This window comes from Muribaculum gordoncarteri, from assembly GCF_004803695.1.
Classification (GTDB): domain Bacteria; phylum Bacteroidota; class Bacteroidia; order Bacteroidales; family Muribaculaceae; genus Muribaculum; species Muribaculum gordoncarteri.
On record NZ_CP039393.1, the window covers coordinates 295,283 to 321,754 of the forward strand.

17 protein-coding genes and 1 tRNA gene are annotated in these 26,472 nt (G+C 51.0%); 10 read left to right on the plus strand and 8 right to left on the minus strand.

Annotated elements, in window-relative coordinates; translation table 11 throughout:
* Positions 1-2: 2 nt before the first annotated feature.
* Positions 3-3,125, plus strand: a complete 3,123-nt coding sequence (locus tag E7746_RS01310) for a DUF4906 domain-containing protein (protein ID WP_136409596.1) — start codon at positions 3-5, stop codon at positions 3,123-3,125.
* A gap of 430 nt (positions 3,126-3,555) precedes the next feature.
* Here E7746_RS01310 and E7746_RS01315 read toward each other — a convergent pair whose 3' ends face one another.
* Positions 3,556-5,916: a transglycosylase domain-containing protein gene (locus E7746_RS01315; protein ID WP_370271124.1), complete on the minus strand. Its 2,361-nt coding sequence runs from the start codon at positions 5,914-5,916 to the stop codon at positions 3,556-3,558.
* Between the two features lie 149 nt (positions 5,917-6,065).
* Between E7746_RS01315 and E7746_RS01320 the strand changes: the two genes are divergently transcribed.
* Positions 6,066-8,321 carry a S9 family peptidase gene (locus E7746_RS01320; protein WP_136409597.1) on the plus strand — a complete coding sequence of 752 codons (2,256 nt, stop codon included), beginning with the start codon at positions 6,066-6,068 and terminating at the stop codon, positions 8,319-8,321.
* Here the strand turns inward: E7746_RS01320 and E7746_RS01325 are convergent.
* The gene (locus E7746_RS01325; RefSeq protein ID WP_136409598.1) at positions 8,308-9,456 is read right to left on the minus strand and encodes a glycerate kinase family protein; all 1,149 of its coding nucleotides are present in this window, start codon (positions 9,454-9,456) and stop codon (positions 8,308-8,310) included. The genes E7746_RS01320 and E7746_RS01325 overlap by 14 nt on opposite strands.
* An 81-nt stretch (positions 9,457-9,537) precedes the next feature.
* Here E7746_RS01325 and porE point away from each other — a divergent pair, with 81 nt between their 5' ends.
* Complete coding sequence (gene porE / locus E7746_RS01330; protein WP_136411277.1) at positions 9,538-11,514, plus strand: PorE family type IX secretion system protein; 1,977 nt, start codon at positions 9,538-9,540, stop codon at positions 11,512-11,514.
* A gap of 2 nt (positions 11,515-11,516) precedes the next feature.
* Positions 11,517-12,485, plus strand: a complete 969-nt coding sequence (locus E7746_RS01335) for a GSCFA domain-containing protein (RefSeq protein WP_136409599.1) — start codon at positions 11,517-11,519, stop codon at positions 12,483-12,485.
* Positions 12,486-12,538: 53 nt separating this feature from the next.
* Here the strand turns inward: E7746_RS01335 and E7746_RS01340 are convergent.
* The 5 genes from E7746_RS01340 to pyrE all read right to left on the minus strand — a co-directional run bounded on the left by E7746_RS01340 (position 12,539) and on the right by pyrE (position 15,715).
* A tRNA-Leu gene (locus E7746_RS01340) sits at positions 12,539-12,622 on the minus strand.
* 60 nt (positions 12,623-12,682) lie between these two features.
* Entirely contained in the window at positions 12,683-13,165 is a 483-nt protein-coding gene (locus tag E7746_RS01345) for a hypothetical protein (RefSeq protein WP_123395257.1), read from the minus strand.
* 2 nt (positions 13,166-13,167) lie between these two features.
* Positions 13,168-14,508 carry an argininosuccinate lyase gene (argH, locus tag E7746_RS01350; protein ID WP_136409600.1) on the minus strand — a complete coding sequence of 447 codons (1,341 nt, stop codon included), beginning with the start codon at positions 14,506-14,508 and terminating at the stop codon, positions 13,168-13,170.
* Between the two features lie 80 nt (positions 14,509-14,588).
* Positions 14,589-15,011, minus strand: a complete 423-nt coding sequence (locus tag E7746_RS01355; RefSeq protein ID WP_136409601.1) for a hypothetical protein — start codon at positions 15,009-15,011, stop codon at positions 14,589-14,591.
* 56 nt (positions 15,012-15,067) lie between these two features.
* Positions 15,068-15,715, minus strand: coding sequence for an orotate phosphoribosyltransferase (pyrE, locus tag E7746_RS01360; RefSeq protein ID WP_136409602.1), 648 nt, complete (start codon positions 15,713-15,715; stop codon positions 15,068-15,070).
* A 361-nt stretch (positions 15,716-16,076) separates the two neighbouring features.
* Here pyrE and ilvA point away from each other — a divergent pair, with 361 nt between their 5' ends.
* The 6 genes from ilvA to E7746_RS01390 all read left to right on the plus strand — a co-directional run bounded on the left by ilvA (position 16,077) and on the right by E7746_RS01390 (position 24,925).
* Entirely contained in the window at positions 16,077-17,285 is a 1,209-nt protein-coding gene (gene ilvA / locus E7746_RS01365; RefSeq protein ID WP_136409603.1) for a threonine ammonia-lyase, read from the plus strand.
* Positions 17,286-17,425: 140 nt separating this feature from the next.
* On the plus strand, positions 17,426-18,853 hold the full coding sequence (locus E7746_RS01370) for a TolC family protein (RefSeq protein ID WP_136409604.1): 1,428 nt from the start codon (positions 17,426-17,428) through the stop codon (positions 18,851-18,853).
* Between the two features lie 35 nt (positions 18,854-18,888).
* Positions 18,889-19,935: an efflux RND transporter periplasmic adaptor subunit gene (locus tag E7746_RS01375; protein WP_370640283.1), complete on the plus strand. Its 1,047-nt coding sequence runs from the start codon at positions 18,889-18,891 to the stop codon at positions 19,933-19,935.
* Between the two features lie 44 nt (positions 19,936-19,979).
* On the plus strand, positions 19,980-23,111 hold the full coding sequence (locus E7746_RS01380; protein ID WP_136409605.1) for an efflux RND transporter permease subunit: 3,132 nt from the start codon (positions 19,980-19,982) through the stop codon (positions 23,109-23,111).
* Positions 23,112-23,125: 14 nt separating this feature from the next.
* On the plus strand, positions 23,126-23,419 hold the full coding sequence (locus E7746_RS01385; RefSeq protein ID WP_136409606.1) for a PG0541 family transporter-associated protein: 294 nt from the start codon (positions 23,126-23,128) through the stop codon (positions 23,417-23,419).
* Between the two features lie 144 nt (positions 23,420-23,563).
* On the plus strand, positions 23,564-24,925 hold the full coding sequence (locus E7746_RS01390; RefSeq protein ID WP_136409607.1) for a TrpB-like pyridoxal phosphate-dependent enzyme: 1,362 nt from the start codon (positions 23,564-23,566) through the stop codon (positions 24,923-24,925).
* A 78-nt stretch (positions 24,926-25,003) separates the two neighbouring features.
* Here the strand turns inward: E7746_RS01390 and gltA are convergent, their stop codons facing one another.
* Positions 25,004-26,470 (minus strand): NADPH-dependent glutamate synthase, encoded by a 1,467-nt coding sequence (gltA, locus tag E7746_RS01395; RefSeq protein WP_136409608.1) that lies wholly within the window; start codon positions 26,468-26,470, stop codon positions 25,004-25,006.
* Positions 26,471-26,472 lie beyond the last annotated feature (2 nt).

The following is a 26,472-nucleotide window of genomic DNA, read 5'->3' on the forward strand; positions in this document are numbered from 1 at the left end:
CAATGAGATTTAACTTCTTATATATAACGTTGGTACTCGGCTTACTGTTGGGGCTTGTGTCGTGTCAGGACGACCGCCTTTACGATGATTCGGTCATCCCCGAAGGCGAAACTCTTGTTTCGGCAACCCTCAACTTTGAGTCATTCACTCCGGCTCTTGAATCACGTGCCGCCGGCGATGCCATTAAGGCTATCAAAACGCTGAGCATACTGATTTATGACACGGAGGGTAATTTACTGGAAACACACACAAAGGATGAGTTAACTGATTACAAAGAGGAAACCAACACCAATTATCCCGAAGATTGGCCCGATAAAAACGGAGTCGACAATCCCGGTTATCCCGAGCAAGGTGTTGAAGGCTCGACACCTCGTGCCACATTCAAGTTTAAATTGCCTATGGGCCGATACTATATCTATGCCGTAGCCAATTATGATTTGACGGGAAAGGATGTTTCCACTGTGGAAAAGTTGAAAAACATTAAGCTCACGTGGGACAAAACCGCAATAGCCAACAACAGTGAGATGTTTGGTTATTTCACTTTGACCAATACTGTAGGAGCTGATAAATTTCAGCCTGACGCACCGATCACATTGAATAAGTCGGTTTCCACAATTCACTCTTGGATTAAGCGTGCTGCATCCAAGATTACCATAGCTTACGATGCCAAGAACATGAAAAACGGTGTCTTTGTTTACCTTAAAAATGCTACGATAAAGGACATCCCCGCTTCATGCTTCCTTGGCGCTGATAACACCCCCTCCTCAGCCGATGACCTTATCGCTGAAGGTGAGTCGTTTAAGTACTACAAAGGTGACACTCCTCCGGCTTATGATGAAAAATATCCTGCACGATTGACACGTGGAGGTGAAACTTCTACATTCGGTAGCGACCATGCTGAAAAGTCTGATGCTCTCTTCTTCTATGAGAATATGCAAGGTAAGGGCAAGGACAAGCGTCAGGATGCCGATGGCAACAACATTCTCGATGCTCCCGGTTTGCCCGGTGATGAGAAGTATGTCCTTAAGGATGATAAGCCTTACGGTACCTATATAGAAGTTGAGGCTTATTATGTGCAGATTAATGCCGGACATGTAAGTCGAGGCGATATCAAATATCGTTTTATGCTTGGCAAGGATGTCACCACCGATTATAATGCTGAACGAAATCATCACTACAAGCTTACTCTTAAGTTTAATGGTAACGCCAATGATGTCGATTGGCACATAGAATACAAGGAGGATAAGCCCGGTATTGAGCTTCCTGAAAGATTCTATATCTCCTATCTATACAATCATAGCACTATGCTTCCTGTCAAAATTAATACGGGTGGTCGTAAGGTTGATTGGATGCGGGCTGATATTATAGAAAATAATTGGAAACCTGATGGGGCTCCTAATGATGGATCTATATATTACGGCGGTTCTGTTAAAAATCCAGTTGCCGATGGTACGAAATATAAATACAATGGTTTCCTGTCATTGCATAAAACTACCGACACTCGATTGATTAGCACTGATGTTACTGGTGGCAATAAAACATTTTATGAAAAAGCTCCTAAAAGAGGTGAGCGTATTTATGAAAATTTCGGTTTTGATAATAGCTATACAACTGAAGGGAGTGAGTCAGATGATAAATATAATGTATTGCCTGAAAATGATGACCCTAATCAGATAAATTTGGAAATACCTTTATACACTCGTGCTAAGCAGATGATAAAAGCCACAGGATATACAGGTAATAATCCATACGTGGCTTATCAGCGTACGGCTCGTGTCAAGGTATCGGTTAAGCTCTCCGGATTGGCTGATCCTATAAGTGAGGAGGTTGAGATTCGTCAGGTTCGCCGTATCGTTAATCCAAAGGGTGTCTATCGTGATGTAAACACTACTAATCCCGACTTTAAGGTCGAGCTTAAAGTTCAGGAAGGTGAGGAATCGACCGAGTTTACTAATCTTGCTTCTGAAGGTAAGTGGAAGGCTTATGTTGTTGTTGGAGATCGAGGTTTGGTAACTCTTAATGGAGCTACTGCTTTGAGTGGTGAGGAAGACGGAGCTGTGGGTGGTGACACCGGTTCCGACATCGCATTCAATATCCACTTCAATAACACTACTCCTGCCGGACAATCAAAGTTTGCCATAGTCAGGGTTGAGTACCATAACTACTCATGCTATCACCTCATATTTATCCGTCAAGGCGATGCTCCGACGGCATTGCTTAGCGGTGGTGCTAAATGGCACGCTAAAAATCTTAGAACGGCAACTGCCGAAGCTGAATCTCCCCTCGATGAAGGTTCATTGTTTAAATGGGGAAATCTTGACGAACCTATAGATGCTGAAAGTAATCAGTCAGATCTTAATTATGGTAAAATTCCGGCTCCCGGCGATTTTAAAGCTCCGGGAAATCTAACGCTTGTTGATGGAACAAGCAAAGCATGGAGTGAGATTACATCTGAAAAGGACTATAAAATAGCAACTTTTAATTATCAAGGTCCCGGGAGAATAGCTGATTTGGATGATTATGCCCAATTGTACCAAAACGAGTCCATTGAGCAAGGTTACGGTGTCCTATATGGTGATGGAGCTACTGGAACTGCTACGAATATTGATGTTGCCTATGGCTATGGATACTATCGTGCTGATAAAGCTTCATGTGGCATGAGAGGATGCTTTGTTTATAATAAGTCAGAAACCGGAGAATATAGTGGAGTCAATGTATTTTTCCCAATAGGTGCATCGGGTTATGGTAATCGTAAGTCCAGTGAATCAGGTATGTTAAGGTATTCATCAGCTCGAGTAAATTATTATCCGGAACATGCGACTTTTGCAAGGAGTGTTGAATGTCGACCGTTATTTTATGATTTATATCGTAGGCCAGGCGGTGTTTATTGGATTAATACACCTGTTCTTGTAACACAAGAACAATCCTCTACTGAAGGGAACTTATATTATTCTTTTGATGCCGACACCGAAGCCACCAAGGGTAAAAATTATACGAATGGGTGGGATTTTAATTATTTTACATTCGACTTTTTCCCGATTACTTATGCTAATGTATTTACTGGAGGATGGCTTGCTGATCTGATGAATGATTCAAATGCATTGTTTATTCGATGTGTTGATTAAATAATATACCTTTCCGATATATGTGCTGTGCCAACTAAAAATTGGCACAGTTTTTTTATCCCCGCATACCCCGGGCACACCTCCACGCTCGCGATATGCAACCCGCAAGGGGTAGCACCTTGGCATGTATCTCCCATCCACGGGTGACGCTGACGCTCACCCTCGCCCTGGATGACGCTCACCCTCGCCCCGGGTGCCGCTAACGCTTCACCACGCCCCGCGTCAGCGCCGGGCGCAAACCCCCGCACCATCAGACCCCCGCGTTAGCGCCAAAGCTGCAGAGCAGCTTAATAACGTTAGGCCCGCGCAAGGCCGCCGTTAGGCGTCCGCAGCACGGGTATAGGGTACAGGGTACATGTGTTAAAAAGTATCGGCGGCCGGATGCTGGGTGCATCCGACCGCCGGTTATGTGTCGTGTTGACGATGTGCGTCAATCAAATACGCCCTCGATGCTCTCCTCGGTGCCGCTCTCGTCGACATACTCGCCGAAGTACTCTTTGTGGCAGAGGTCGATGTCGGCCGGGAACTCAAACTTTGTGTCCTGGCTATAGGGTAGTGACGGGTCGGCGTAGACCTGCTTCATGTATAGTCCGTAGATAGGCAGGGCCATTGAAGCGCCCTGACCCATGGCCATGCCGTTGAAGTGGATATAGCGCTCTTCGCCGCCTACCCACACTCCCGACACGAGGCGCGGGGTGAAGCCCATGAACCATCCGTCGGAGTTGGAGTTGGTTGTACCGGTCTTGCCGCCCATCTGAGCTGTCAGGTTGTAGGGCGGGCGGCGCAGGCGGTTACCCGTACCGCCGTCGACCACGTTGAGCAGAATCGACAGAATCTTGTAATAGGCTTCGCGGCTGATGACCTCGGTGTGACGCGGGGTAAACTCCGATATGATGTTGCCGTTGTTGTCGGCTATCGCGGTCACGAATAGGGGGTCGACGCGCATTCCGTTGTTGGCAAACGCCGAGTAGGCCGTAACCATCTCCTTGACCGACACATCGCACGGGCCGAGACACAGCGACACCACCGGGTCGAGATGGTTGGTGATGCCGAAGTTGTGCATGTTGCGCACAAGTGTGGCGGGCGAGAGCTGGCTCATCAGTCGGGCCGAGATCCAGTTGTTGGAGTTGGTAAGCGCCCAGCGTATGTCGACCATTTCGCCCACACGGGCGCTGCCGGCGTTACGCGGTGACCATGGATTGCCGTTCTCGTCGTAAATGGTGGGCTGTTCGTTCAGGAACTCGTCACATGGGGTGTAGCCCTCCTCCATGGCGTAGGTGTAGAGAAACGGTTTTATTGTCGAACCTATCTGACGGCGTCCGGTCGACACCATGTCATATTGGAAGAATCGGAAGTCGGGGCCTCCCACGTAAGCCTTCACATGTCCCGTCATGGGGTCCATCGACATGAATCCCGAGCGCAGGAAGTGCTTGTTGTAGAGAATCGAGTCCATGGGAGTGAGCGTCGTGTCGATTACTCCCGCGTAGGTAAACACCTTCATGTCGACAGGCGTGTTGAATGCCGTCTTGATTTCACTCTCGCTGCATCCGGCCTTTTTCATCATGATGTAACGGTCGCTCTGCTTCATCGAGTGGTCGATGAGAGCGGCGAGCTGCGATGACGACAACTCCTCGCGGTTGGTGGTGTAGGGTGCGCCCTTTACATTGCGCTTTTCGCGGAAGAATGCCGGCTGCAGTGTGCGGCTCAGGTGGGTGTTGACGGCGTTTTCGGCATATCGCTGCATGCGCGAGTCGATTGTGGTGTATATCTTGAGGCCGTCGTTGTAGATGTCATATTTTGTTCCGTCGGGCTTGGGGTTCTTTTCGATCCAGCCGAAGAGCGGGTTGGTTTCCCATGCAATTGAGTCGTCGATAAACTTCTGCTTCTCCCATCCTCGGTAGGCGCTGCGTTCGGGCTTCTTGGCACGCAGGATTCTGCGCAGCTCCTCGCGGAAGTAGGGGGCAGGGCCCTCCTTGTGGTCGACGCGGTGGAAGTCGAGCTTCAGCGGCAGTTGCTTCAGCGAGTCGAGCTCTTCGCGCGACAGCATGTCCTCCTTGTACATCTGCTCCAGCACCACGTTGCGGCGTTCGCGCACGCGCTCGGGCTTGCGCACCGGGTTGTAGTATGACGGATTCTTCACCATTCCCACAAGCGTGGCAGCCTCCTCGACGGTGAGGTCCTTGGGATCCTTGCCGAAGTACACGTAGGCCGCCGACTTGATGCCTACGGCGTTGTAGAGGAAGTCAAACTGGTTGAGATACATCTTTATGATCTCGTCCTTGGAGTAGAAGCGCTCGAGCTTCACGGCTATCATCCACTCGATGGGTTTCTGCAGGGCGCGCTGGAACAATCCCTCGCTCGACGGCGAGTAGAGCTGCTTGGCAAGCTGCTGGGTTATGGTCGAGCCGCCGCCCGCATTCTTCTGTCCCATGAAGATGGTCTTCACCATCACTCGGCCGAGAGCCTTAAGGTCGATTCCCGAGTGATCCTCAAATCGCGAGTCCTCGGTAGCGATGAGTGCGTTGATTACGTTCTGCGATATGTCGTCGATGTCGACATAGACGCGGTTGCCCGTGTTGCTGAAATAGCGGCCCAGCTCCTCACCGTCGGCCGAGTAAACCACCGAGGCAAATCGGTCCTTGGGATTCTTCAGCTCCTCGACCGGAGGCATGTAGCCGATTATTCCGTTATATACGCAGAAGAAAAATATGAATACAGCGGCGACAAGTATTGCAAATGCCGACCACATCAAAGCTATTATTGCGCGTGATTTAGTTGATTTACCCTTCATGAATGCAAAGGTATGGAATTTTGCGTTAGGGTAGGCTTTTTTTGCCTTTGATTTGCATGTCATGGACTATTTTTTCACATATATGTACAATATTGACTTCCACATTGACGAAAAATTCATTAATTTGCAACGCCAAAAATTATTATCACATGAAAATAATCCGAATTGTCACTATTTCGGCCATGCTGCTTGTCGGAGCCGCGGCCGCAATGGCGCAGGGAACTCTCGACGACTACAACCGGGCCTATTCGCTGCGCGAAAAATTCAATGCCAAGCATGTCTACTACTCCAATGTCACCCCTTCGTGGATAGGCGACAGTCACAGCTTCTGGTATGTGCGTGAAACCCCCGAGGGACGCATATACACGCTGGTCGATGCCGACAAGAAGTCGCGTCGCGACCTGTTTGACCACAAGAAGCTTGCAGCCGCTCTTGCCGATAAGAGCGGCAAGGAGGTGAAGGCCGATGCTCTCTATCTTAACGCAGTGCGTCCCAACGGAGCCAAGGCCGACACCGTCGACTTTATTTGGAACAACCGTTATTGGAGCTATGCCGCCAAGAAGGGCGTGCTCACCGACCGTGGCGAAGTGCCTCCGCGCGGACCGCAGCGACACTGGATGGAGGTCGACGACGAGAAGGGTGCCGGGCCTATTGCGTCGCCCGACGGCACCAAGGAGGCTTATATAAAGAACGACAACGTGTATGTGCGTGACCGTGCCACCGGCGCCGAGAAGCAGTTGAGCCTCGACGGAACGCTGGGCAACTACTATTCATCCTACATCCGTTGGTCGCCCGACAGCAAGAAGGTTGCCGCCATGAAAATACGCCCCGTGGAGAAGCGTTATGTCTACTATGTCGAGTCGTCGCCTGCTGATCAGCTTCAGCCCAAGCTACACAAGCAGGAGTATGCCAAGCCCGGCGATGAACTGCCGTTTAAGGTGCCGTGCATCTTCGATGTCGAGAGCGGCAAGGCCGTTATCCCCGACACGGAGCTGTTTGATTCGCAATACGACCTGTTCGGCCCTGAATGGAACGACGACAGCAAGGCCGTGACATTTGAGTACAACCAGCGCGGACACAAGGTGTATCGCGTGCTCGAACTGTCGGCCGAAACCGGCCGCGTGCGCCCCATTGTCGAGGAAACGAGCGACAAGTATGTCAACTATCCGCGTCGCTTCCGTCACGACCTGGCCGACGGCAAGCGTATGATATGGATGAGCGAGCGTGACAACTGGAATCACCTCTATATGTATGACCGTGACGCTGCACGCCCCACCCATCAGATTACACGTGGGGAGTGGTATGTGCGTGATGTGCTGAAAGTCGACGAGGCCAACGGCCGCATCTACTTTTCGGCCAACGGAGTTAACACCGACGAGGATCCCTATTTCATCCGTTACTATTCGATCGACTTCGACGGCAATAACCTCACCGACCTGACTCCGGCCAAAGGTACCCACAAGGCGGGATTCTCGCGTGACATGAAATACCTGGTCGATGTCTACTCTACTGTGGCTGACGCTCCGGTGGCTGTGCTGCGTAACGCTGCCGACGGCTCGGAGGTGATGCCGCTTGAAACAGCCGACATAACCCGACTTAAGGAGAACGGATGGAAGGCGCCTGAGGTGTTCACCGCTCCCGGACGCGACGGAAAGACCCCGATGTGGGGACTTATCGTGCGACCTACCAACTTCGACCCGTCAAAGAAATATCCCATCATCGAATACATCTATCAGGGCCCCGGCGACCAGTATGTCCCCAAGGCGTTCCGCCCCTATGACTGGTACATGACATCCATCGCCGAACTCGGATTTATCGTGGTGATGGTCGACGGAATGGGTACATCGTTCCGCTCGCGCGAATTTGAGAACGTGTGCTACAAGAATCTCAAGGATGCCGGACTTCCCGACCACATGGCGTGGATTAAGGCCGCTGCCGAGAAATATCCCTACATGGACATCGACAGGGTGGGCATATACGGCTGCTCGGCCGGCGGACAGGAGTCGACCAATGCGTTGCTGCTCTATCCCGATTTCTACAAGGCTGCCTATTCGGCATGCGGCTGTCATGACAACCGCATGGACAAGATATGGTGGAATGAGCTTTGGCTCGGTTATCCCGTGGGCGACCAGTACAAGGAGGGTTCCAATGTCGAGAATGCGCATCTGCTTCGCCGTCCGCTCATGCTTGTCGTTGGCGAACTCGACGACAATGTCGATCCTGCGTCGACAATGCAGGTGGTCAATGCGCTCATCAAGGCCAACAAGGACTTTGAGCTCGTTGTCGTTCCCGGTGCTCACCACACCATGGGCGAGGACTTCGGCGAACACAAGCGTTACGACTTCTTTGTGCGCAACCTGCTTAACGTGAATCCTCCTGCATGGAGTGACATCACTTACAAGTAAACGCCTTTATAAGCTGCATTATCTGCGTGGCGGTGCTGCGCAGGTTGCGTGACGCTGTTTCGCGTTGCATCGCCTCGTCGAGTGAAACTGGCGAGGGCTGAATTGAAAATACTCCCGACATACCGGCGCGGTCGAACTCTTCACAGTGGTCGATCGCGCCGCTTAGCGCAATGACCGGTACTGCGGCACGGCGAGCGTGACGCAACACCCCCATCGGGACTTTGCCGTGAAGTGTCTGCGCGTCCATGTGCCCTTCGCCGGTTATTACGAGGTCGGCGTCACGCAGTTCGTCGTCAAATCCCGCAAGGTCGAGCACCATCTCTATGCCCGAGCGCATTTCGGCGTTGAAAAATGCGGCAAACATGGCTCCCAATCCTCCTGCGGCACCTGCTCCCGGCAAGTCGGCTACATCGATGCCTAAGTCACGCGTTACGCAGCGTGACCAGTTACGTAACCCGAGGTCGAGTTGCTCGATCTGTTGAGGTGACGCACCTTTTTGAGCCGCAAATGTGAATGCGGCTCCCGATTCACCGTAAAGCGGGTTGTCGACATCGCACATCAGCGTGAACCTGCAGTCACGCAATGCGTCAGCGTCACGTGACGCGACTATGTGGGCCAATTCGGATAGTGACGCACCCGATGGCGTAAGAGTTTTGCCGTTACGATCGAGGTGCCTGTAGCCGAGAGCTGCGAGTATTCCAAGGCCGGCATCGTTGGTTGCACTGCCTCCAAGCCCTATGATGAAGTTGCGGCATCCGCGGCTGAAGGCATCGGCGATTATTAATCCCGTGCCGAATGTCGACGAGGCCATTATGTCACGCTCGTCGCGTGACACTGTGTTCAGCCCGCTTGCGGCAGCGGTTTCTATTATGGCGGTTTTGCCCTCGGCGGTTTCCGCGATTGCGTATTTTGCCGTCATTTTCTTCATCAGTGGGTTCACGGTGTCGATGGTGACGATTTGTGCGTCAAGCCTCTCGGCTACGGCCTCTACGCTCCCTTCGCCTCCGTCGGCAAGAGGTATCTCGACCAATGTTGCGTGGGGAGCTGCGTCACGTACTCCGCAGGCTATTGCGTGAGCCGCTTCGGTTGAAGTGAGCGAACCCTTGAAAGAATCGGGTGCGATGATAATTTTCATGCGTCAGATTGTTTTACCGACAAATATACCTAAATTTGTGATATAATTGGATTATATAGCCATTATATAATTATGGCAGGAATGCGCATTACACTGTTGACCGGTTGGCTCGCGGGTATCGCTATTGCGGTGATGCTCGGCGGGTGTGGTGTGTCGCGGCTTGCCGAGGCCGACATGATGATGTCACGCGGCGAGTATTACGATGCGTCACGTGCTTATCGCAAGGTCTACAACAGCCTCGCCAAGAAAGAGCAACGCGCTCTCAGGGGCGAGGTGGCATTCAAGATGGGGGAGTGTTCCTTCCGTATAAACCGCATGGCTAATGCGTCACAGGCATTTCGCAATGCCATCCGTTACGGTTACAGCGATTCTACCGCGTCACTCTACTTGGGGCGCGCCTTGCAGGCCGAGGGTGAATACACCAAAGCCATTGAGGCTTACAACGACTATCTTGCCACTTCACCACGTGACGCCAAGATGGCCGAGAACGGCATCGCCGGGTGTCGTCACGCTTTGTCGACACGGTCGGTTGCGTCACGTTATGTGGTAAAGAACCCCAAGCTGTTCAATTCCAATCGTTCCGACTTCGCCCCGTTTCTTGACCCGGTGCGTGACATACTCTATATCACCACTACCAACGAGCGCGTCAACGGCGATGCGCGAAGTGAGATAACGGGCATGAAAAACTCCGACCTGTGGATGTCACGCCGCAATGAACAGGGCGACTGGATGCGCCCCGAGCCTCTCGAGGGCGATGTAAACAGCGAGCATGACGAGGGCATAGCCGCGTTGTTGCCCGACGGCATGACGATGTATCTCACTGTAGCGAAGCGTGACATGAACCGTGACACCGCTGTAGGCATATACACTTCCAGGCGAAGTGACGCACAATGGAGCCGCCCCGTGAGATTGGAAATAGATGATGACTCGGTGGCGAGTTACGGACATCCGTCACCGTCGCCCGACGGAAAGTGGCTCTACTTCACCTCTGACCGTCGCGGAGGTTACGGAGGCAAGGATATATGGCGCATGAGGATTGACCGTGACGGTGCAAGACCTGAGAATCTCGGCCCGTTGATCAACACCGCCGGCGATGAGATGTTTCCCACAGTGCGTGACGACAGCCTGCTCTACTTTGCAAGCAACGGTCATCCCGGTTACGGAGGCCTTGACATATATTGCGCCCGGTTGTTGCCTTCGGGTGCATGGAACGTTGTCAACATGGGAAAGCCTGTGAACTCGGCCGGCGATGACTTCGCGATAACGTTTGGTGAGGGTGAGAGCGGCTTTTTCAGCAGCAATCGCGGTGACCGTCGGGGTTACGACCACATATACTCATTTGTGTTGCCCGATTTACGCATATCCATCGGCGGCCATGTCACCGACCGCGATGAGGAGCCTATAGGGGGCGCTGTTGTGAGGATAGTGGGTGACGACGGCACCAACCGCAAAGCAGTGGCGCGTAACGACGGTTCGTTTTCACTGCCGTTGCAGCGCGGGGTGCGTTACGTGATGCTCGCGACTGCTCCGGGCTATCTTAACGCAAAGCAGGAGTTCATCTCCGATGACGCTGAAGAGGATGCCGAATATGCCGTGGATTTCATGCTTGCATCGCTTACCCGACCCAATGTCATCGACAATATATTCTACGATTTTGACAAGGCGACATTGCGTCCCGAGTCGCGGCAGGCTCTTGATTCGTTGGCGCAGGTGTTGCACGACAATCCCAATGTAACGATTGAACTTGCAGCACACACCGACCGCAAAGGCTCGGAAGAGTATAATGTCGCACTTTCGCAGCGTCGTGCTCAGTCGGTGATAGATTACCTCATAGCGTCAGGAATCGACAAAGAGCGCCTGAAGCCTGTAGGTTACGGTGAATCGCAACCTAAACGCGTGACACGACGCCTGCACCGCCTCTATCCTCAATTTGCCGAAGGTGATGTACTCGATGAAGAGTATATCGGACGACTTGATGAGGCGAATCAAGAGATAGCCGACCAAATAAATAGACGAACCGAATTTCAAGTATTATCCATAGACTATAAAATGTATTGATTATGAGTGAATTCCGCACTATAGTACAACCGCTTGAGAATCAGCAGGGATTGATCGATCATTCCCACCCGGTGGTCATGCTCGGTTCCTGCTTCAGCGATAACGTGGGGCAGCGCCTTTGCGACGGCCTTTTTGATTGCATTGTCAACCCATGCGGTACATTGTATAATCCGGCAAGCATAGCCAATGCCGTGCTCGATCTGCTCTACGACCGTGACTATACGATTGATGATCTGTTTCAGCACGAAGGAGTGTGGCACAGTTTTTCGCATCATTCAAGATTTTCGGGTACCGACCCTGACCAAGTGCTTGAATCAATCAACGAGTCGGCCGACAGGGCCCGCAAGGCGTTGTCGAATGCATCGGCGATTATCGTGACATTCGGCACGGCCTACCTGTTCAGATTGCGCGAAAATCATCGAGTGGTTGCCAATTGCCATAAAATGCCGGCGACTATGTTTTCACGCGAAATGCTTCCGGCCGATAAGATAACCGGATTGTGGCGCAAGATGGTAAAAGAGATAACCGCGCGTTACCCCGGAATGAAGGTTGTATTTACCGTAAGCCCCATACGCCATCTTGCCAACGGAGCGCACGGCAATCAGATAAGCAAGTCTACATTGTTGCTCGGAGTGGATGCGCTGGCGCGTGAAATGCCTGAATCGGTGGTCTATTTCCCCGCCTATGAAATAATGATGGACGACTTGCGTGACTATCGCTTTTACACCGCCGACATGACTCATCCCTCGGATGTTGCGGTTGATTACATATACGATGTGTTCCGCCGTTCATTCATGACCGATGACACGCGTGACCTCGAGCAGCAGTGTCTTAAACTGTCACGCCGCTTGAAACACCGTCACATTTCGGCAACCACCGAAGCCGTGGACGGTTTTGAGGCAGGGACACAGGCGATGATTTCGGAACTTGTTGCAGTTCATCCCGAGTTGCGTCATGTACTACATCAATAGATAGTAGGATACAGGCACAAAAAAGAGGGGTCGCATTTCTGCGACCCCTCGGGTACCTGAAGTGGGACTCGAACCCACACAGCCGTAATGGCCAAGGGATTTTAAGTCCCTCGTGTCTACCATTCCACCATTCAGGCAGCTTACGGCGCGACAAAGATAGTAAGTAATTTTGGATTACGCAAATTGCGTATTTAATTTCAGAAGACGATAGTGTAGCCGCCGGCTGAAGCGCGCACCGCGCGATAGCGGCGAAGCCCGTATTTATGCTCGTGTGCCGGACCCGACAGCGGACTTCCGTTGAACTCGCACACATCGTAGCGTGAGCCGCATTTGTGACAAACGGCTTGTAGTGTCGATGTGTCGAAAACTACACGCACATTAGGAGTACATTCTACCGGACAGGCGAGGTCGTAGGCAAGGGGAGAGCCGCTCATGTCGGTCACCAACAGGATTCCGCCAAATCCCGTGTAAGTCATGGCCGTGTAAGGAAAATCGGCAGGCTGTTTTTCCGACTTGATGAAGTAACGGAATTGTCCCACGGTGTGTACGCCGTATGTGTCCCAATATCCTTGATTGCCGAGGTCGATATTTACAGCCGTTACAGGAATGCGGTCGTCATTGACATCGGAGCATGACAACAACGCAAACATGGCGACAATCACTGATATATATCGGAGCATATTTATCTTCCGAGGAGCGAGTTTAAGGCGTTGTGATAAGTTGTGAAGTCAAATTGCGACAGCACTTTGTCGTAGAGTGCCTTGACCGCGTCATTGTAAAGATTGCCTATCGAACCTTCGTGGGTGTGGTGTACCTCGGTAGGAGGTACAAACTCTCCGCGCTCAATGGCGAGTCCCACCTGCTTGTAGGCGTCACGGAACGGCACGCCCTCCAGCGTGAGGCGATTCACTTCCTCAACCGAGAACATGAGGCTGTAGCGCGAATCTTTGAGGATTTCAGTGTTCACCTTGACCTCCGACAGCATCTGCGTAACCATCGATATTATCTCAATGAGCGAGTCAAATGCCGGCAGGAAGTTCTCCTTTATCAACTGCAGGTCGCGGAAATATCCTGAAGGCAGATTGTTGGTGATCAGCGTTATCTCATAGGGCAGTGCTTGCAGCTTGTTGCATTTGGCCCTTGTGAGTTCAAATACATCGGGATTCTTCTTGTGGGGCATGATCGACGAGCCTGTCGTGTATTCATCGGGCAGCTTTATGAACCCGAAGTTCTGGGAGTTGAACATGCAGGCGTCAAATGAGAGCTTGGCAATTGTGGCGGCAATGCCTCCGAGAGCCTGTGCTACGACACGTTCAGTCTTGCCTCGTCCCATCTGGGCATATACGACATTGTAGTCCATCGAGTCAAATCCGAGCAGGCGTGTGGTCATCGTGCGGTTGAGGGGGAATGACGAACCGTAGCCGGCAGCCGAACCGAGAGGATTTCGGTTGGTCACCGAATAGGCGGCACGAAGCACCGTTAGGTCGTCGACGAGTGATTCGGCATAGGCTCCGAACCAAAGTCCGAACGATGAGGGCATCGCCACCTGCAGATGCGTGTAACCGGGCATTAATACATCCTTGTAGCGTTCGCTTTGCTCGATCAGCACGTTAAATAGCCCGGTCATGGCCTTTGTGACATCCTCGATGCGTGAACGGATGTATAGCTTCAGGTCAACGAGCACTTGGTCGTTGCGAGAGCGGCCCGAATGAATTTTCTTGCCTATGTCGCCGAGTTTGCGCGTGAGCATCAGTTCAACCTGCGAATGCACATCCTCGATGTCGTCCTCAATCTTGAAGTCGCCTTGTTCGATGACTTTGTAGATGTTACGCAGTTCGGCGGTCAGGGTTTCCAATTCAGGCTTGGTCAACAAGCCTATTGACTGAAGCATTGTTATGTGGACCAGAGATCCGAGCACATCGTAAGGAGCGAGATACAGATCCATCTCGCGGTCGCGTCCTACGGTATATGACTCTACATCATGGTCTACGGTGACCGATTTTTCCCAAAGTTTTGATGACATTGCAGGTTGGGTTTTAGAGGTTAAAAATCAGCCTGTCTGATGTGGCCAGACAGGCTTTATAGTTAATGAAGCCGATTCTGTTATGAACGGGCAAGATTCTTTACCATGTCGCCGAATTTGTCAGCGGCTTCTTGCAGTTTCGGGCCTACCATCGGGCGAAGCATTGCAGGAATCTCAACGTCGATCGCTGTGATTATTTCGGTCGATTCGGGAGTCTTGGCATCAAGATTTATCGACATGATAAGAGGCACCGGTGCGCTTTCGGCGGTAAATGCCACTCGCTTGTCGGCTACACGTTCGGTAATCTTGAGAACCATGTCGCCCATGGGGGCAGCGGTTATTATGATTGAGTCCTCGGTGAATCGTACGGCACCGAGCTTGGCGCGTACTTCTTCGGGAAGTGCATCAAGGCGTTCTTGGAAAGCGGCAGGATTGCTTACACGCTCATAGACTGAAGATACGGGCATAGCCACTTCAGTCGGCTTACTTGAATAAGTTGTCATAAGTCGTCAGTGGGTTTAGTTTTATATGTGGCCTTTGGTAATGACAGGCGCGAATATTAATCGGCTTTGGGTGCAGGTGACCACGCTGCCGGATCTTTGCGCCATTGCTTCAATGTTTCGAGGTCATCGGGCTTGATATAGTCGGTTTCGAGCGCAGCCTCAAGCATTGAGTTGTAGTTGCTGAGGGTGATGAGCTTTACGCCGGCCTCGTTGAAGCGCTTTACGGCTACGGGGAATCCGTAGGTGAATATTGCGGCCATGCCCACAACCTCGCATCCTGCGGCACGGATTGCCTCGACTGCTTTAAGGCTGCTGCCGCCGGTCGATATAAGGTCTTCGATTACAACAACCTTCTGTCCGGGCTTAAGATTGCCTTCGATGAGGTTTTCGAGTCCGTGATCCTTAGGAGTAGAGCGTACATATACGTAGGGGAGGCCGAGAGAGTCGGCTACGAGAGCACCTTGTGCGATAGCGCCTGTGGCTACGCCGGCTATTGCATCGGGAGCCTCAAAGTTCTCGAGAATGATGCGGCACAACTCAACTTTGATGAAGTTGCGCAACTCCGGGTAGGATAGGGTTTTGCGGTTGTCGGTGTATATTGGAGAACTCCATCCTGAAGCCCATGTGAAAGGTACATCGGGCTGAAGCTTGATTGCACTGATTTTCAGAAGCTTTTCGGCTACTAAACTTTCTAACTTTTTCATCTTGACTAAAATTTGATATATTATTGTGCAAAGATAGTGCTTCTATGCAAAAAATGCAAATGGAGATGCGCTTAAGAGCCGGTACGACAATAAATGTTAGGCAGGGCGGTCAATTGTTGAGTGATTTTCTTTAGCTCTTGAGGGAGCGATGGGGCTCCATCGTGACCGAAAGAGATGAAGAAAATCGCCAACGAGTGGCCGAGGCGAAGGTAACCTTCCTCGCAGACCAAAAATCGCTCCGCACTATGCGCCCCTGCCGTTAATATTTATTATCGAACCGGCTCTAAAAAAAGCGAAATAAAAGTGTACGGCGATACGGAATTATTGCTACATTTGCACATTGGAAAAAGTTAATTACGACATGTCAGAAAACAAACTTAAACTAAGCGATATCTATCGCGCCGCCCATGTGCTTAAGGGCGTTGTGCGTCACACTGAGCTTATTGCCGCTCCCAAGCTTAATCCGGAGTGTGATCTCTATTTGAAACCCGAATGTCTTCAGCATACAGGTTCATTTAAGTTGCGTGGCGCTTACTTCAAGATTTCCCAGTTGTCGCCTGAGGAGAAGGCTCACGGTGTAATTGCATGTTCGGCCGGAAATCATGCCCAAGGTGTCGCTCTCGGCGCAAAGGCCAATGGCATCAAGTCGCTGATATGCTTGCCCGAAGGCGCGCCTATAAGCAAAGTCGAAGCCACCAAGAGATATGGCGCCGATGTGTGCCTCGTCCCCGGAGTGTATGACGACGCCTACAAGCGTGCGCTTGAGCTACGTGACGAGCACGGTTACACGTTTGTGCATCCGTTTGACGACCCGCTGGTGATAGCCGGACAGGGAACAATCGGCCTTGAAATACTCGACGAAATGCCCGATGTGGAAGCGGTGATAGTGCCTGTGGGCGGTGGCGGACTTATTTCGGGAGTCGCTTTTGCCATAAAGGCTATAAGCCCCGATGTCAAGGTGTATGGCGTGCAGGCTGCCGGTGCGCCCAGCATGGTTCAGTCGCTTAAGAATGACAAAATCGAGTGTCTTTCCAATGTGTCGACGATTGCCGACGGTATTTCGGTCAAGGAGCCGGGTGTTAACACATTTGAGCTGTGTCGTCAATATGTCGACGAGATCGTGACGGTGAGCGAGGATGAAATCGCGGCCGCCATATTGGCGATGATTGAAACCGAGAAGCTTGTTGCCGAAGGTGCCGGTGCGGTAGCCGTAGCGGCTGCTATGTTCAACAAGGTGCCGGTCAAGGGCAAGAAGACCGTGTGTCTTGTGTCGGGCGGAAATATCGATGTGACGATTCTGAGCCGCGTAATCAATCGAGGATTGATAAAGACCGGTCGCAACTATGCCGTGACAATCGACCTTTCAGACAAGCCCGGAGTGCTTGCCGAGGTGAGCGACATCATAGGAAAGCTCGGCGGTAATATAATATCGGTAACTCATGAGCGCATAAGCGTCGACACTCCCATCACGAGCTGTACGTTACGCCTCGTAATGGAAACCCGTAATGCCGAACACATCGACTTCATCCGTAAAGGTCTGATTGCAGCCGGATACCAGATATTGAGCTAAAGTATTTTTGAGTTTATATCCACAAATATGCCAAAAGGGAAAATTATGTGTCCTTTTTGGCATATTGTTTTCCTGTGAGTTGCATATAGTTTGGATTAGTAGTAGATTTGTTTAATAATTTCATCACCTATTAATATTTTATGAATTTTAAAGCAACGGCATGTATTGCCTTGGGGTGTGTGTCGCTGACGATGGCGGCGCAATCGACTCCGGTCGACACACTCACTCTTTCGCTTGACCAGTGTCTTGAAATAGCTCTCAATGACAACCCCACGATAAAGGTTGCCGATATGGAGATTCAACGAGTGGATTATGCCAAGAAGGAAACGATTGGGCAGCTTTTGCCAACAATAAACTTCGGAGCAACTTATAACCGTATGGTGGCCAAACAGGTCGCCTACATGAATATGGACAATTTCCCGGGAATGGGAGGTGGAGAAGGAGAGGAGGGTGAAAAACCTGAAACTCAAGCTGCCTCACGGTCAAAGGGTGCGGGAAACAATGGAATCAAAATGGGTCTTGACAACAGTTATCAGGCAGGATTCAACGCATCGGTTCCGTTGATAGCTCCCCAGTTGTGGAAAACGTTAAAACTAAACGACAGCCAGATTCTCCAAAATGTGGAGGCTGCACGTGCATCACGCCTTTCGCTTGTGAATCAGGTGAAATCGGCCTACTATGCATTGCTGTTGGCCAACGACAGCTACAAGGTTATCCTGGAGAACTATGATAACGCAAAGTTCAACCATGAGGTGTTTCTTAAGAAATTCCAAGTGGGTACTGCATCGGAATATGATGTGTTAAGATCGTCGGTGCAGGTTAAGAATGTGGAACCTGAGCTGTTGCAAGCTGAAATTGCGATAAAGCAGGCTCGATTGCAGTTGGCCATATTGATGGGCATGGATGCATCGATTCCCATCAAGGCTGCTACACAGCTGTCGGATTATGAAGAGAGCATGTATGATGTGACGCTTTCAATCGACAAGTCGATCGACCGTAACACCGACCTGCGCTCGCTCGACCTGCAGACACGCACGCTGCGTGACGCGCTTACCGTGCAGAAGATGGCATGGTTCCCCACGCTCATGTTTACCGCCAATTACAACTGGACATCATCGTCCAACGGCAATGCGTTGCGTAACTTCCGCTGGAATCCCTATTCGGTAGTAGGCGTTACGTTGTCGATTCCTCTCTTTGAAGGCGGCCAGCGTTACCATCGCATAAAGCAGGCCCGCATTCAAGTCGATGAAATGGCCTGGCAACGTGAAAACCTTGAACGCTCCATCAGAATGCAGGTGGATTTGGCTATGGATAATATCCAGAAAAACGTTCGTCAGATTGCGAGCAACTCCGAGAGCGTGGTTCAGGCCGAGAAGGCTCACTCGATAATGGAGAAGTCGTTTGAGATAGGCGCTGCAAGCTATCTCGACCTCCGTGATTCGGAATTGGCGTTGACGCAGGCGCGCCTCGGTTACTATCAGTCGATATATAACTTCCTGATAGCAAACAGCGAGCTTGAGAATCTGCTTGGCAATGCCGACATTGAGAAATATGAAAAATCGAAATAAAGAAATTAATCCACAATCAAAAACAATATAAAATCATGTCAATAAAACTGTACTATGCGGCTGTGGGCGGAATGTTGAGCCTGCTTGTATTGTCGGGCGGTGTGTTAACCTCCTGCAGCGGTTCGGGAGAAAAGAAGGAAGAATCCAAAGTCGATGAACGCCCCAATGTGGAAATACGCAAGGTTCACGAACAGGAAGTGCCCCAGATTGTGTCATATACGGCTACCGTGGAAGCTTATAAGACCAACAACATATCCACTTCAACCCCCAACCGTATAAAGTCGATACTTGTCGATGTGGGCTCGAAAGTGGCCAAAGGCCAGAAGGTGGTAGTGCTTGACGATGTCAACATCGACCAACTGAAAGTGCGTCTTGACAATACCAAGCGCGAGTATGAGCGTGCATTGGAACTATATAATATCGGAGGCGGCACCAAGCAGTCGGTCGATCAGATGAAGACAGAGCTTGATGCGGCTACCCGTCAATATGATAACATGGTTGAAAACACCATACTCGTATCGCCTATAAACGGTGTAGTCACAGCAAGGAATTACGATCCGGGTGACATGACCGGTACACAGCCCATCCTCACCATCGAGCAACTGCAGCCGGTGAAGGTACTTGTAAATGTCAGCGAAAGTGAGTTTACCAAGGTGTACAAAGGCATGAAGGTGGATGTCTACCTTGATGTGTACGGCGAGGAGCGTTTTGAGGGAGTTGTGGAATTGATACATCCTACAATCGACCCGTCGACACGCACGTTCACTGTTGAAATCAACATCGCTAACCGTGACGAGCGCATTCGTCCGGGAATGTTTGCCCGCGTAGTCATGAGCTTCGGTGTCGAAACCCGCGTGGTGGTTCCCGACCGTTCAATCGTGAAGCAGACCGGCTCGGGCGAGAAGTTCATATACGTCTACAGCAATGGCAAGGTATCGTTCAACCGTGTTGAACTTGGACAGCGCATCGACAACTCCTATGAAGTGCTGTCGGGAGTCGAGAACGGTGCCGATGTGGTCATTGCCGGACAGAGCCGACTTGCCGACGGAATAGGGGTAAATGTAATCGGCGACAACAAGTAGAGAGTGACTTCGTTTCAACAATCTAAAAAGAAGAATATCCAATTATGAGCATATACTCAAGTGCGGTGAAACGCCCGATCATGACGACGCTCTGTTTTGTGGCTGTCGTCATCATGGGTTTGTTTTCACTCTCGACCTTACCAATTGACCTGTATCCCGATGTCGAAACCAATACTATAATGGTGATGACATCATATCAGGGAGCCAGTGCAGCCGATATCGAGCAGAATGTTACGCGTCCGCTCGAGAACAGCCTTAATGCCGTAAACGACCTTAAGCACATAACTTCAAAGTCACGCGAGAATATATCGGTGATTACGCTTGAATTTGAATACGGCAAGGACATCGACGTGCTTACCAATGATGTGCGCGACAAGCTCGACATGGTTAAGAGCGCACTGCCCGATGCCGCCGAGAATCCTATAATATTCAAGTTCAGTTCCGACATGATTCCTATTGTGATTCTTTCGGTTCAAGCCAAGGAGAGCATGCCGGGTCTGTACAAGATTCTTGACGAGAATGTGGCAAATCCTCTTGCACGTATCAGCGGTGTGGGTTCGGTGTCGATATCGGGAGCTCCGAAGCGCGAGATACACATATATGTCGACCCGCAACGACTGGAGGCTTACAACCTGTCGGTAGAAACGATTTCATCGCTTATCGCGGCTGAAAACCGTAACATCCCGGGCGGTTCGTTTGATATAGGTAGCGACACCTATTCACTGAGAGTGCAGGGTGAGTTCAACTCTACCGACCATCTGAAGGACCTGGTCGTAGGCACACAGAATGGGCGCAATATATATCTGCGTGATGTGGCGCGTATAGAGGACTCGCTTGAGGAGCGCGCCCAGGAAACCTACAACAACGGTACGCAGGGAGCTATGATTATCGTACAGAAGCAATCGGGTGCCAATTCGGTTAATATATCGGAGGAGGTAATGGAGATGCTTCCGTCGCTTCAGAAGCGTCTGCCGACCGATGTCAAGCTCGGTGTGATTGTGGATACATCCGACAACATTCGCAATACAATCGCGTCACTTGTCGAAACCGTGCTTTATGCGTTGCTCTTTGTGGTAATCGTCGTGTTCACATTCCTCGGACGATGGAGGGCTACGCTCATCATCACGATTACTATTCCTATATCGTTGATTGCATCGTTCATCTATCTTGCCATGACGGGCAATTCGCTCAACATCGTTTCACTGTCGGCGCTTTCAATCTCAATCGGTATGGTGGTCGATGACGCCATTGTGGTGCTTGAAAACGTTACGACTCACATTGAGCGCGGTTCCGACCCGAAACAGGCTGCGGTTCATGGTACAAATGAGGTGGCCGTGTCGGTTATCGCATCAACGTTGACCCTTATCGCCGTGTTCTTCCCCTTGACGCTTGTTACCGGTATGACCGGAGTGTTGTTCCGTCAGCTCGGATGGATGGTGACCATCATGATGATAATATCGACAGTGTGTGCGTTGTCGCTTACTCCCATGTTGTGTTCACAGCTATTGCGCAAGGATGTAAAGCACGGCAAGGTCTACACAGTGTTGTTTACCCCTATACGCAAAGGTCTTGATGCATTTGACGACGGTTATGCATGGTTGCTTTCAAGGGTTGTAAGGCATAAGACCATGACATTGATTGTGTGTCTTGTTATATTCCTTGGTTCGCTTGTGCTTGTGCGTTACGTGGGCACCGAGTTCTTCCCCGTGGCCGACGACGGCCGCTTATCGGTGAAGCTTGAACTCCCCATCGGCTCGAGAGTGGAGCTCTCCAAGGAGGTGATGGCCCGATTGTATAAGGAGTGGAAAGAGAAGTACCCCGAAATCAAGATCATGAACTATACCACAGGTTCGGCTTCGAGCGACAATACATTCGGTTCGTTGCAGGACAATGGTCCGCACATCATATCGTCAAATGTGCGATTGCTCGACCCGGGCGACCGTGACCGCAGTATCACCGAGATTGCCGCATTGATGCGTGAGGACCTGAAGCGTTATCCCGAGTTCCGTAAGGCGCAGGTGACTGTCGGCGGCGGAATGGGTATGGGCGGTCAGTCGCAGCTCGACTACGAGGTCTACGGATATGACTTTACCGAAACCGACTCGATAGCTCAAAAGCTTGTGTCGATTCTCGGAAACATCGAAGGAACGGCCGATATACGTGTGTCACGCGCCGATTATCAGCCCGAATATCAGGTTGACTTCGACCGTGAGAAGCTCGCCATATACGGCTTGAACCTCCAGACGGCGGCTACCTATCTGCGTAACCGCATCAACGGTGCCATAGCGTCGCAATATCGTGAGGACGGTGAGGAGTATGACATAAAGGTGATGTATGCTCCCGAAAAGCGAACATCGCTTGAGGACATCGAGAACATTCTGCTCTATTCGCCCAACGGAAATGCCGTGCGCATAAAGGATGTGGGCAAAGTGGTTGAACGTTTTACTCCTCCTACGATTGAGCGCAAGGACCGTCAGCGCATCATTACCGTAACTGCGGTTGTGGCCGATGCCCCGATGAGCGAAATTGTCGAGAAGGCTCAGGTGGAGATTGACAAGCTTGAGTTGCCTTCAGGTGTCAATATCGACATATCGGGTAGCTACGAGGACCAGCAGGACTCTTTCCGCGACCTGTTGATGCTTGCCGTGCTTATCGTCATACTGGTATATATCGTAATGGCTGCACAGTTTGAGAGCTACACCTATCCCGGCATCATCATGACCTCGCTCATGTTTGCATTCTCGGGTGTATTCATTATATTATATCTGACGGGTCACACACTCAACATCATGTCGATGATCGGTGCCATCATGCTTATCGGTATTGTAGTGAAGAACGGTATCGTGCTTATCGACTACATATCGCTTAACCGTGAGCGCGGAATGTCGATCAGGACGGCTGTGGTGCTTGGCGGTAAGTCGCGTCTGCGTCCCGTTGTGATGACAACGCTTACAACCATCCTCGGTATGGTGCCTATGGCTGTCGGCACGGGACAAGGTGCTGAAACATGGCGCCCTATGGGTACTGCGGTTATAGGCGGTCTTACATTCTCCACCATTCTTACGCTGTTGTTTGTTCCGGCACTCTACTGTCTGTTTGCTTATGTCGGAGTAAAACGCAACCGTCGCAAGATGAGAGAAATTGTGGTAGTCGACAATAAGGTTGTGAAATCATAAATGAAGGAAAAACAATGAAAGCTATACTGATAACATTTGACCAGGCCTATTATGAACGCATAATAGATATGCTTGAGAAAAGCAACTGCCGCGGATTCACCTCATGGCAGGAAGTCAAGGGACGAGGCTCAGTTGCCGGAGAGCCGCACTACGGGTCGCATGCATGGCCTTCGCTTGCTTCGGCTATAATCACGATGGTTGAGGACAGCCGTGTCGACACTGTGCTTGACAAACTTCATACAATGGATGTGGAAACTCCCAAACTCGGACTGCGTGCATTTGTGTGGAATATAGAGCGAAGTATATGATAAATTGCATGACAATTGCAATTTGATAAAATAATATGATGAATATACGCCGAATTTGATAAATTCGGCGTATATTTGTATCGGATTATAATAATTTTGTGCTTTTAAGTGCATAAGCGGTAAAATATTTAATAAATATACAAAATGGAATCAAAGAAATTCATACTGCAAGAAAAAGATATTCCCACAGCGTGGTATAATGTTATGGCCGAAATGCCGGTAAAGCCTCGTCCGATGCTTAATCCGGCGACAAAGAAGCCGCTGACACCCGAGGATCTCTATCCGTTGTTCTCGGAAGAGGTTTCGCGTCAGGAGTTCAACGATACCGACAAGTGGATTGAAATACCCGAAGAGGTGCGTGACATGTATCGTATATGGCGTCCTACACCTCTTGTGCGCGCCCGTGGCCTTGAAAATGCTCTTGACACACCGGCTCACATCTACTTCAAGAACGAAAGTGTAAGTCCTGTAGGCTCGCATAAGCTCAATTCGGCAATACCTCAGGCTTACTATTGCAAGAAGCAGGGTGTTACCAACATCACGACTGAAACGGGAGCAGGACAGTGGGGCGCTGCATTGTCGTTGGCCGCCAAGCATTTCGGTCTTGAACTCGCCGTCTACATGGTCAAGGTGTCATATCATCAGAAACCCTATCGTCGCTCGATAATGCAGACCTACGGAGCCGAGGTTATAGCCTCGCCGAGTATGTCGACAAAGGCCGGACGAAAAATCATTACCGATCACCCCAATTATCAGGGTTCGCTCGGAACCGCCATATCGGAGGCTGTCGAATTGGCAATGTCTACACCCAACTGTAAATACACGCTTGGTTCAGTGCTCAACCATGTCGCACTGCATCAGACTGTCATAGGTCTTGAGGCTGAAAAGCAGATGGAGATGGCCGGTGAGTACCCCGATATCGTGATAGGCTGCTTCGGTGGCGGAAGTAACTTCTCGGGGATTTCGTTCCCGTTCCTGCGCCACAACTTCAGCGGCGAACGTTCGACACGTTTCATTGCCGCCGAACCCGCGTCATGTCCCAAGCTCACACGAGGTGTGCTGCAATATGACTTTGGTGATGAAGCCGGTTACACTCCGTTGATTCCCATGTACACGCTTGGACATGACTTCTCGCCCGCCAATATACATGCCGGAGGTCTTCGCTATCACGGAGCCGGTGCCGTTGTGAGCCAGCTGCGTGAAAACGGTCTTATCGAGGCTGTAGACATTCCACAGCTTGAAACGTTTGCTGCCGCTACTTTATTTGCGCAGGCCGAGGGTATAATTCCTGCTCCCGAGAGCTCTCATGCCATCGCTACTGCAATACGCGAGGCCAAGAAAGCAAAGGAATCGGGTGAATCCAAGGTTATACTGTTCAACCTTTCAGGTCACGGACTCATTGATATGGCTGCTTATGATCAATATATATGCGGCGACCTGCAGAACTATGAGATTCCCGAATCGGAAATTGAAGCCAATGTATCGAAGCTTGAAAAGCTGCTTTGATATTCTATAGGAATAGAAGACAACAACGCCCGTAATCATAATGATTACGGGCGTTGTCATATATTGTATTGACTGTTGTTATTCGGAGAGTTTTGCGTCCATTGCGGCTGCGGCATGTCGTCCGTCACCCATGGCAAGGATTACGGTAGCACCACCGCGCACGATGTCACCTCCTGCATATATGTCGCTGAGCGACGACTGCATTGTGCCTTCGTTGACTACGATTGTGCCTCGGCGTGACACTTCAAGTGCGGGGATTGCATTGGGGATTAACGGGTTTGGCGATACTCCCACGCTCACAATAACCAGATCGACGGGGATGTCGATTATCGCGCCTTCGATGGGCACCGGTGAGCGTCGGCCTGACGCGTCGGGCTCGCCGAGTTCCATTTTCTGCACTCTCATCATGTTAACGCGGCCTTTTTCATCGGCGAGATACTCAATGGGATTATGCAGGGTGAGGAACTCTACGCCTTCCTGCTTGGCGTGCTTCACTTCTTCGGCTCGTGCCGGCATTTCGGCTTCGCCGCGACGATATACCACCATGGCCGATTCAGCGCCCATGCGTCGTGCGGTGCGCACTGAGTCCATAGCTGTGTTACCGCCTCCTATTACAGCTACCCGCTTGCCTTTAAGGATGGGTGTGTCGTGGTCGGGACGGCCTGCACCCATAAGGTTGATACGGGTGAGATATTCGTTACTTGACATAACGCCGATGTAGTTCTCTCCGGGAATGCCCATGAAGCGGGGCAGACCGGCTCCTGAAGCTACGAATATGCCTTTGAAGCCCATTTCGTGAAGGTCGTCGTAACTCAATGTTTTGCCTACGATGCAATCCTTTACGAAATTTACTCCAAGAGCGGCAAGGGCGTTTATTTCGACATCGACCACTTCGTTGGGAAGTCGGAATTCCGGGATTCCGTATTTAAGTACTCCGCCTATTTCATGCAGGGCTTCAAATACGGTTACATCGTAACCGCGTTTTATCATGTCGCCTGCAAATGACAGTCCGGCGGGGCCCGAACCCACTACGGCGACCTTGATGCCGTTCTTGGGAGCTGTTTCGGGCACGGCGTGACATCCGCACAGGCGTTCGTTGTCGGCGGCAAAACGCTCGAGGTATCCTATGGCTACCGGTTCCTTCTTCATCTTGTGGTAGATGCAACGTGACTCACATTGCTTCTCCTGGGGGCATACACGACCGCACACAGCAGGAAGCGCGCTTGTTTCTTTCAAGACCACGGCTGCCGCATGGAAATCCTTACGCTCGATATTCTTGATGAATCCGGGGATGTTGATGCTTACTGGACATCCGGTTACACATTGGGGATCGGGGCAGTCCATGCATCTTGTCGCTTCAAGCACTGCCGCTTCAGCCGATAGACCCTGATTGACCTCCTCGTTGCAGGTTATGCGGTAGGCGGGGTCGAGCTCGGGCATCTTCACTCGGGGAATTGATGTGCGCTCTTTTACCGGAGTGGCTTTACGGAGCTCTTCGCGCCACTGTGCGTCACGTGGCGATGATGTATAGTTATTGTTTGCCATAG

What these genes read in the sequence shown, in the direction of transcription:
- E7746_RS01310 (WP_136409596.1), top strand. Translation starts at nt 3, where the DNA reads ATGAGATTTAACTTCTTATATATAACGTTGGTACTCGGCTTACTGTTG.
- E7746_RS01315 (WP_370271124.1), bottom strand. Translation starts at nt 5,916, where the DNA reads ATGAAGGGTAAATCAACTAAATCACGCGCAATAATAGCTTTGATGTGG.
- E7746_RS01320 (WP_136409597.1), top strand. Translation starts at nt 6,066, where the DNA reads ATGAAAATAATCCGAATTGTCACTATTTCGGCCATGCTGCTTGTCGGA.
- E7746_RS01325 (WP_136409598.1), bottom strand. Translation starts at nt 9,456, where the DNA reads ATGAAAATTATCATCGCACCCGATTCTTTCAAGGGTTCGCTCACTTCA.
- porE (WP_136411277.1), top strand. Translation starts at nt 9,538, where the DNA reads ATGCGCATTACACTGTTGACCGGTTGGCTCGCGGGTATCGCTATTGCG.
- E7746_RS01335 (WP_136409599.1), top strand. Translation starts at nt 11,517, where the DNA reads ATGAGTGAATTCCGCACTATAGTACAACCGCTTGAGAATCAGCAGGGA.
- E7746_RS01345 (WP_123395257.1), bottom strand. Translation starts at nt 13,165, where the DNA reads ATGCTCCGATATATATCAGTGATTGTCGCCATGTTTGCGTTGTTGTCA.
- argH (WP_136409600.1), bottom strand. Translation starts at nt 14,508, where the DNA reads ATGTCATCAAAACTTTGGGAAAAATCGGTCACCGTAGACCATGATGTA.
- E7746_RS01355 (WP_136409601.1), bottom strand. Translation starts at nt 15,011, where the DNA reads ATGACAACTTATTCAAGTAAGCCGACTGAAGTGGCTATGCCCGTATCT.
- pyrE (WP_136409602.1), bottom strand. Translation starts at nt 15,715, where the DNA reads ATGAAAAAGTTAGAAAGTTTAGTAGCCGAAAAGCTTCTGAAAATCAGT.
- ilvA (WP_136409603.1), top strand. Translation starts at nt 16,077, where the DNA reads ATGTCAGAAAACAAACTTAAACTAAGCGATATCTATCGCGCCGCCCAT.
- E7746_RS01370 (WP_136409604.1), top strand. Translation starts at nt 17,426, where the DNA reads ATGAATTTTAAAGCAACGGCATGTATTGCCTTGGGGTGTGTGTCGCTG.
- E7746_RS01375 (WP_370640283.1), top strand. Translation starts at nt 18,889, where the DNA reads ATGTCAATAAAACTGTACTATGCGGCTGTGGGCGGAATGTTGAGCCTG.
- E7746_RS01380 (WP_136409605.1), top strand. Translation starts at nt 19,980, where the DNA reads ATGAGCATATACTCAAGTGCGGTGAAACGCCCGATCATGACGACGCTC.
- E7746_RS01385 (WP_136409606.1), top strand. Translation starts at nt 23,126, where the DNA reads ATGAAAGCTATACTGATAACATTTGACCAGGCCTATTATGAACGCATA.
- E7746_RS01390 (WP_136409607.1), top strand. Translation starts at nt 23,564, where the DNA reads ATGGAATCAAAGAAATTCATACTGCAAGAAAAAGATATTCCCACAGCG.
- gltA (WP_136409608.1), bottom strand. Translation starts at nt 26,470, where the DNA reads ATGGCAAACAATAACTATACATCATCGCCACGTGACGCACAGTGGCGC.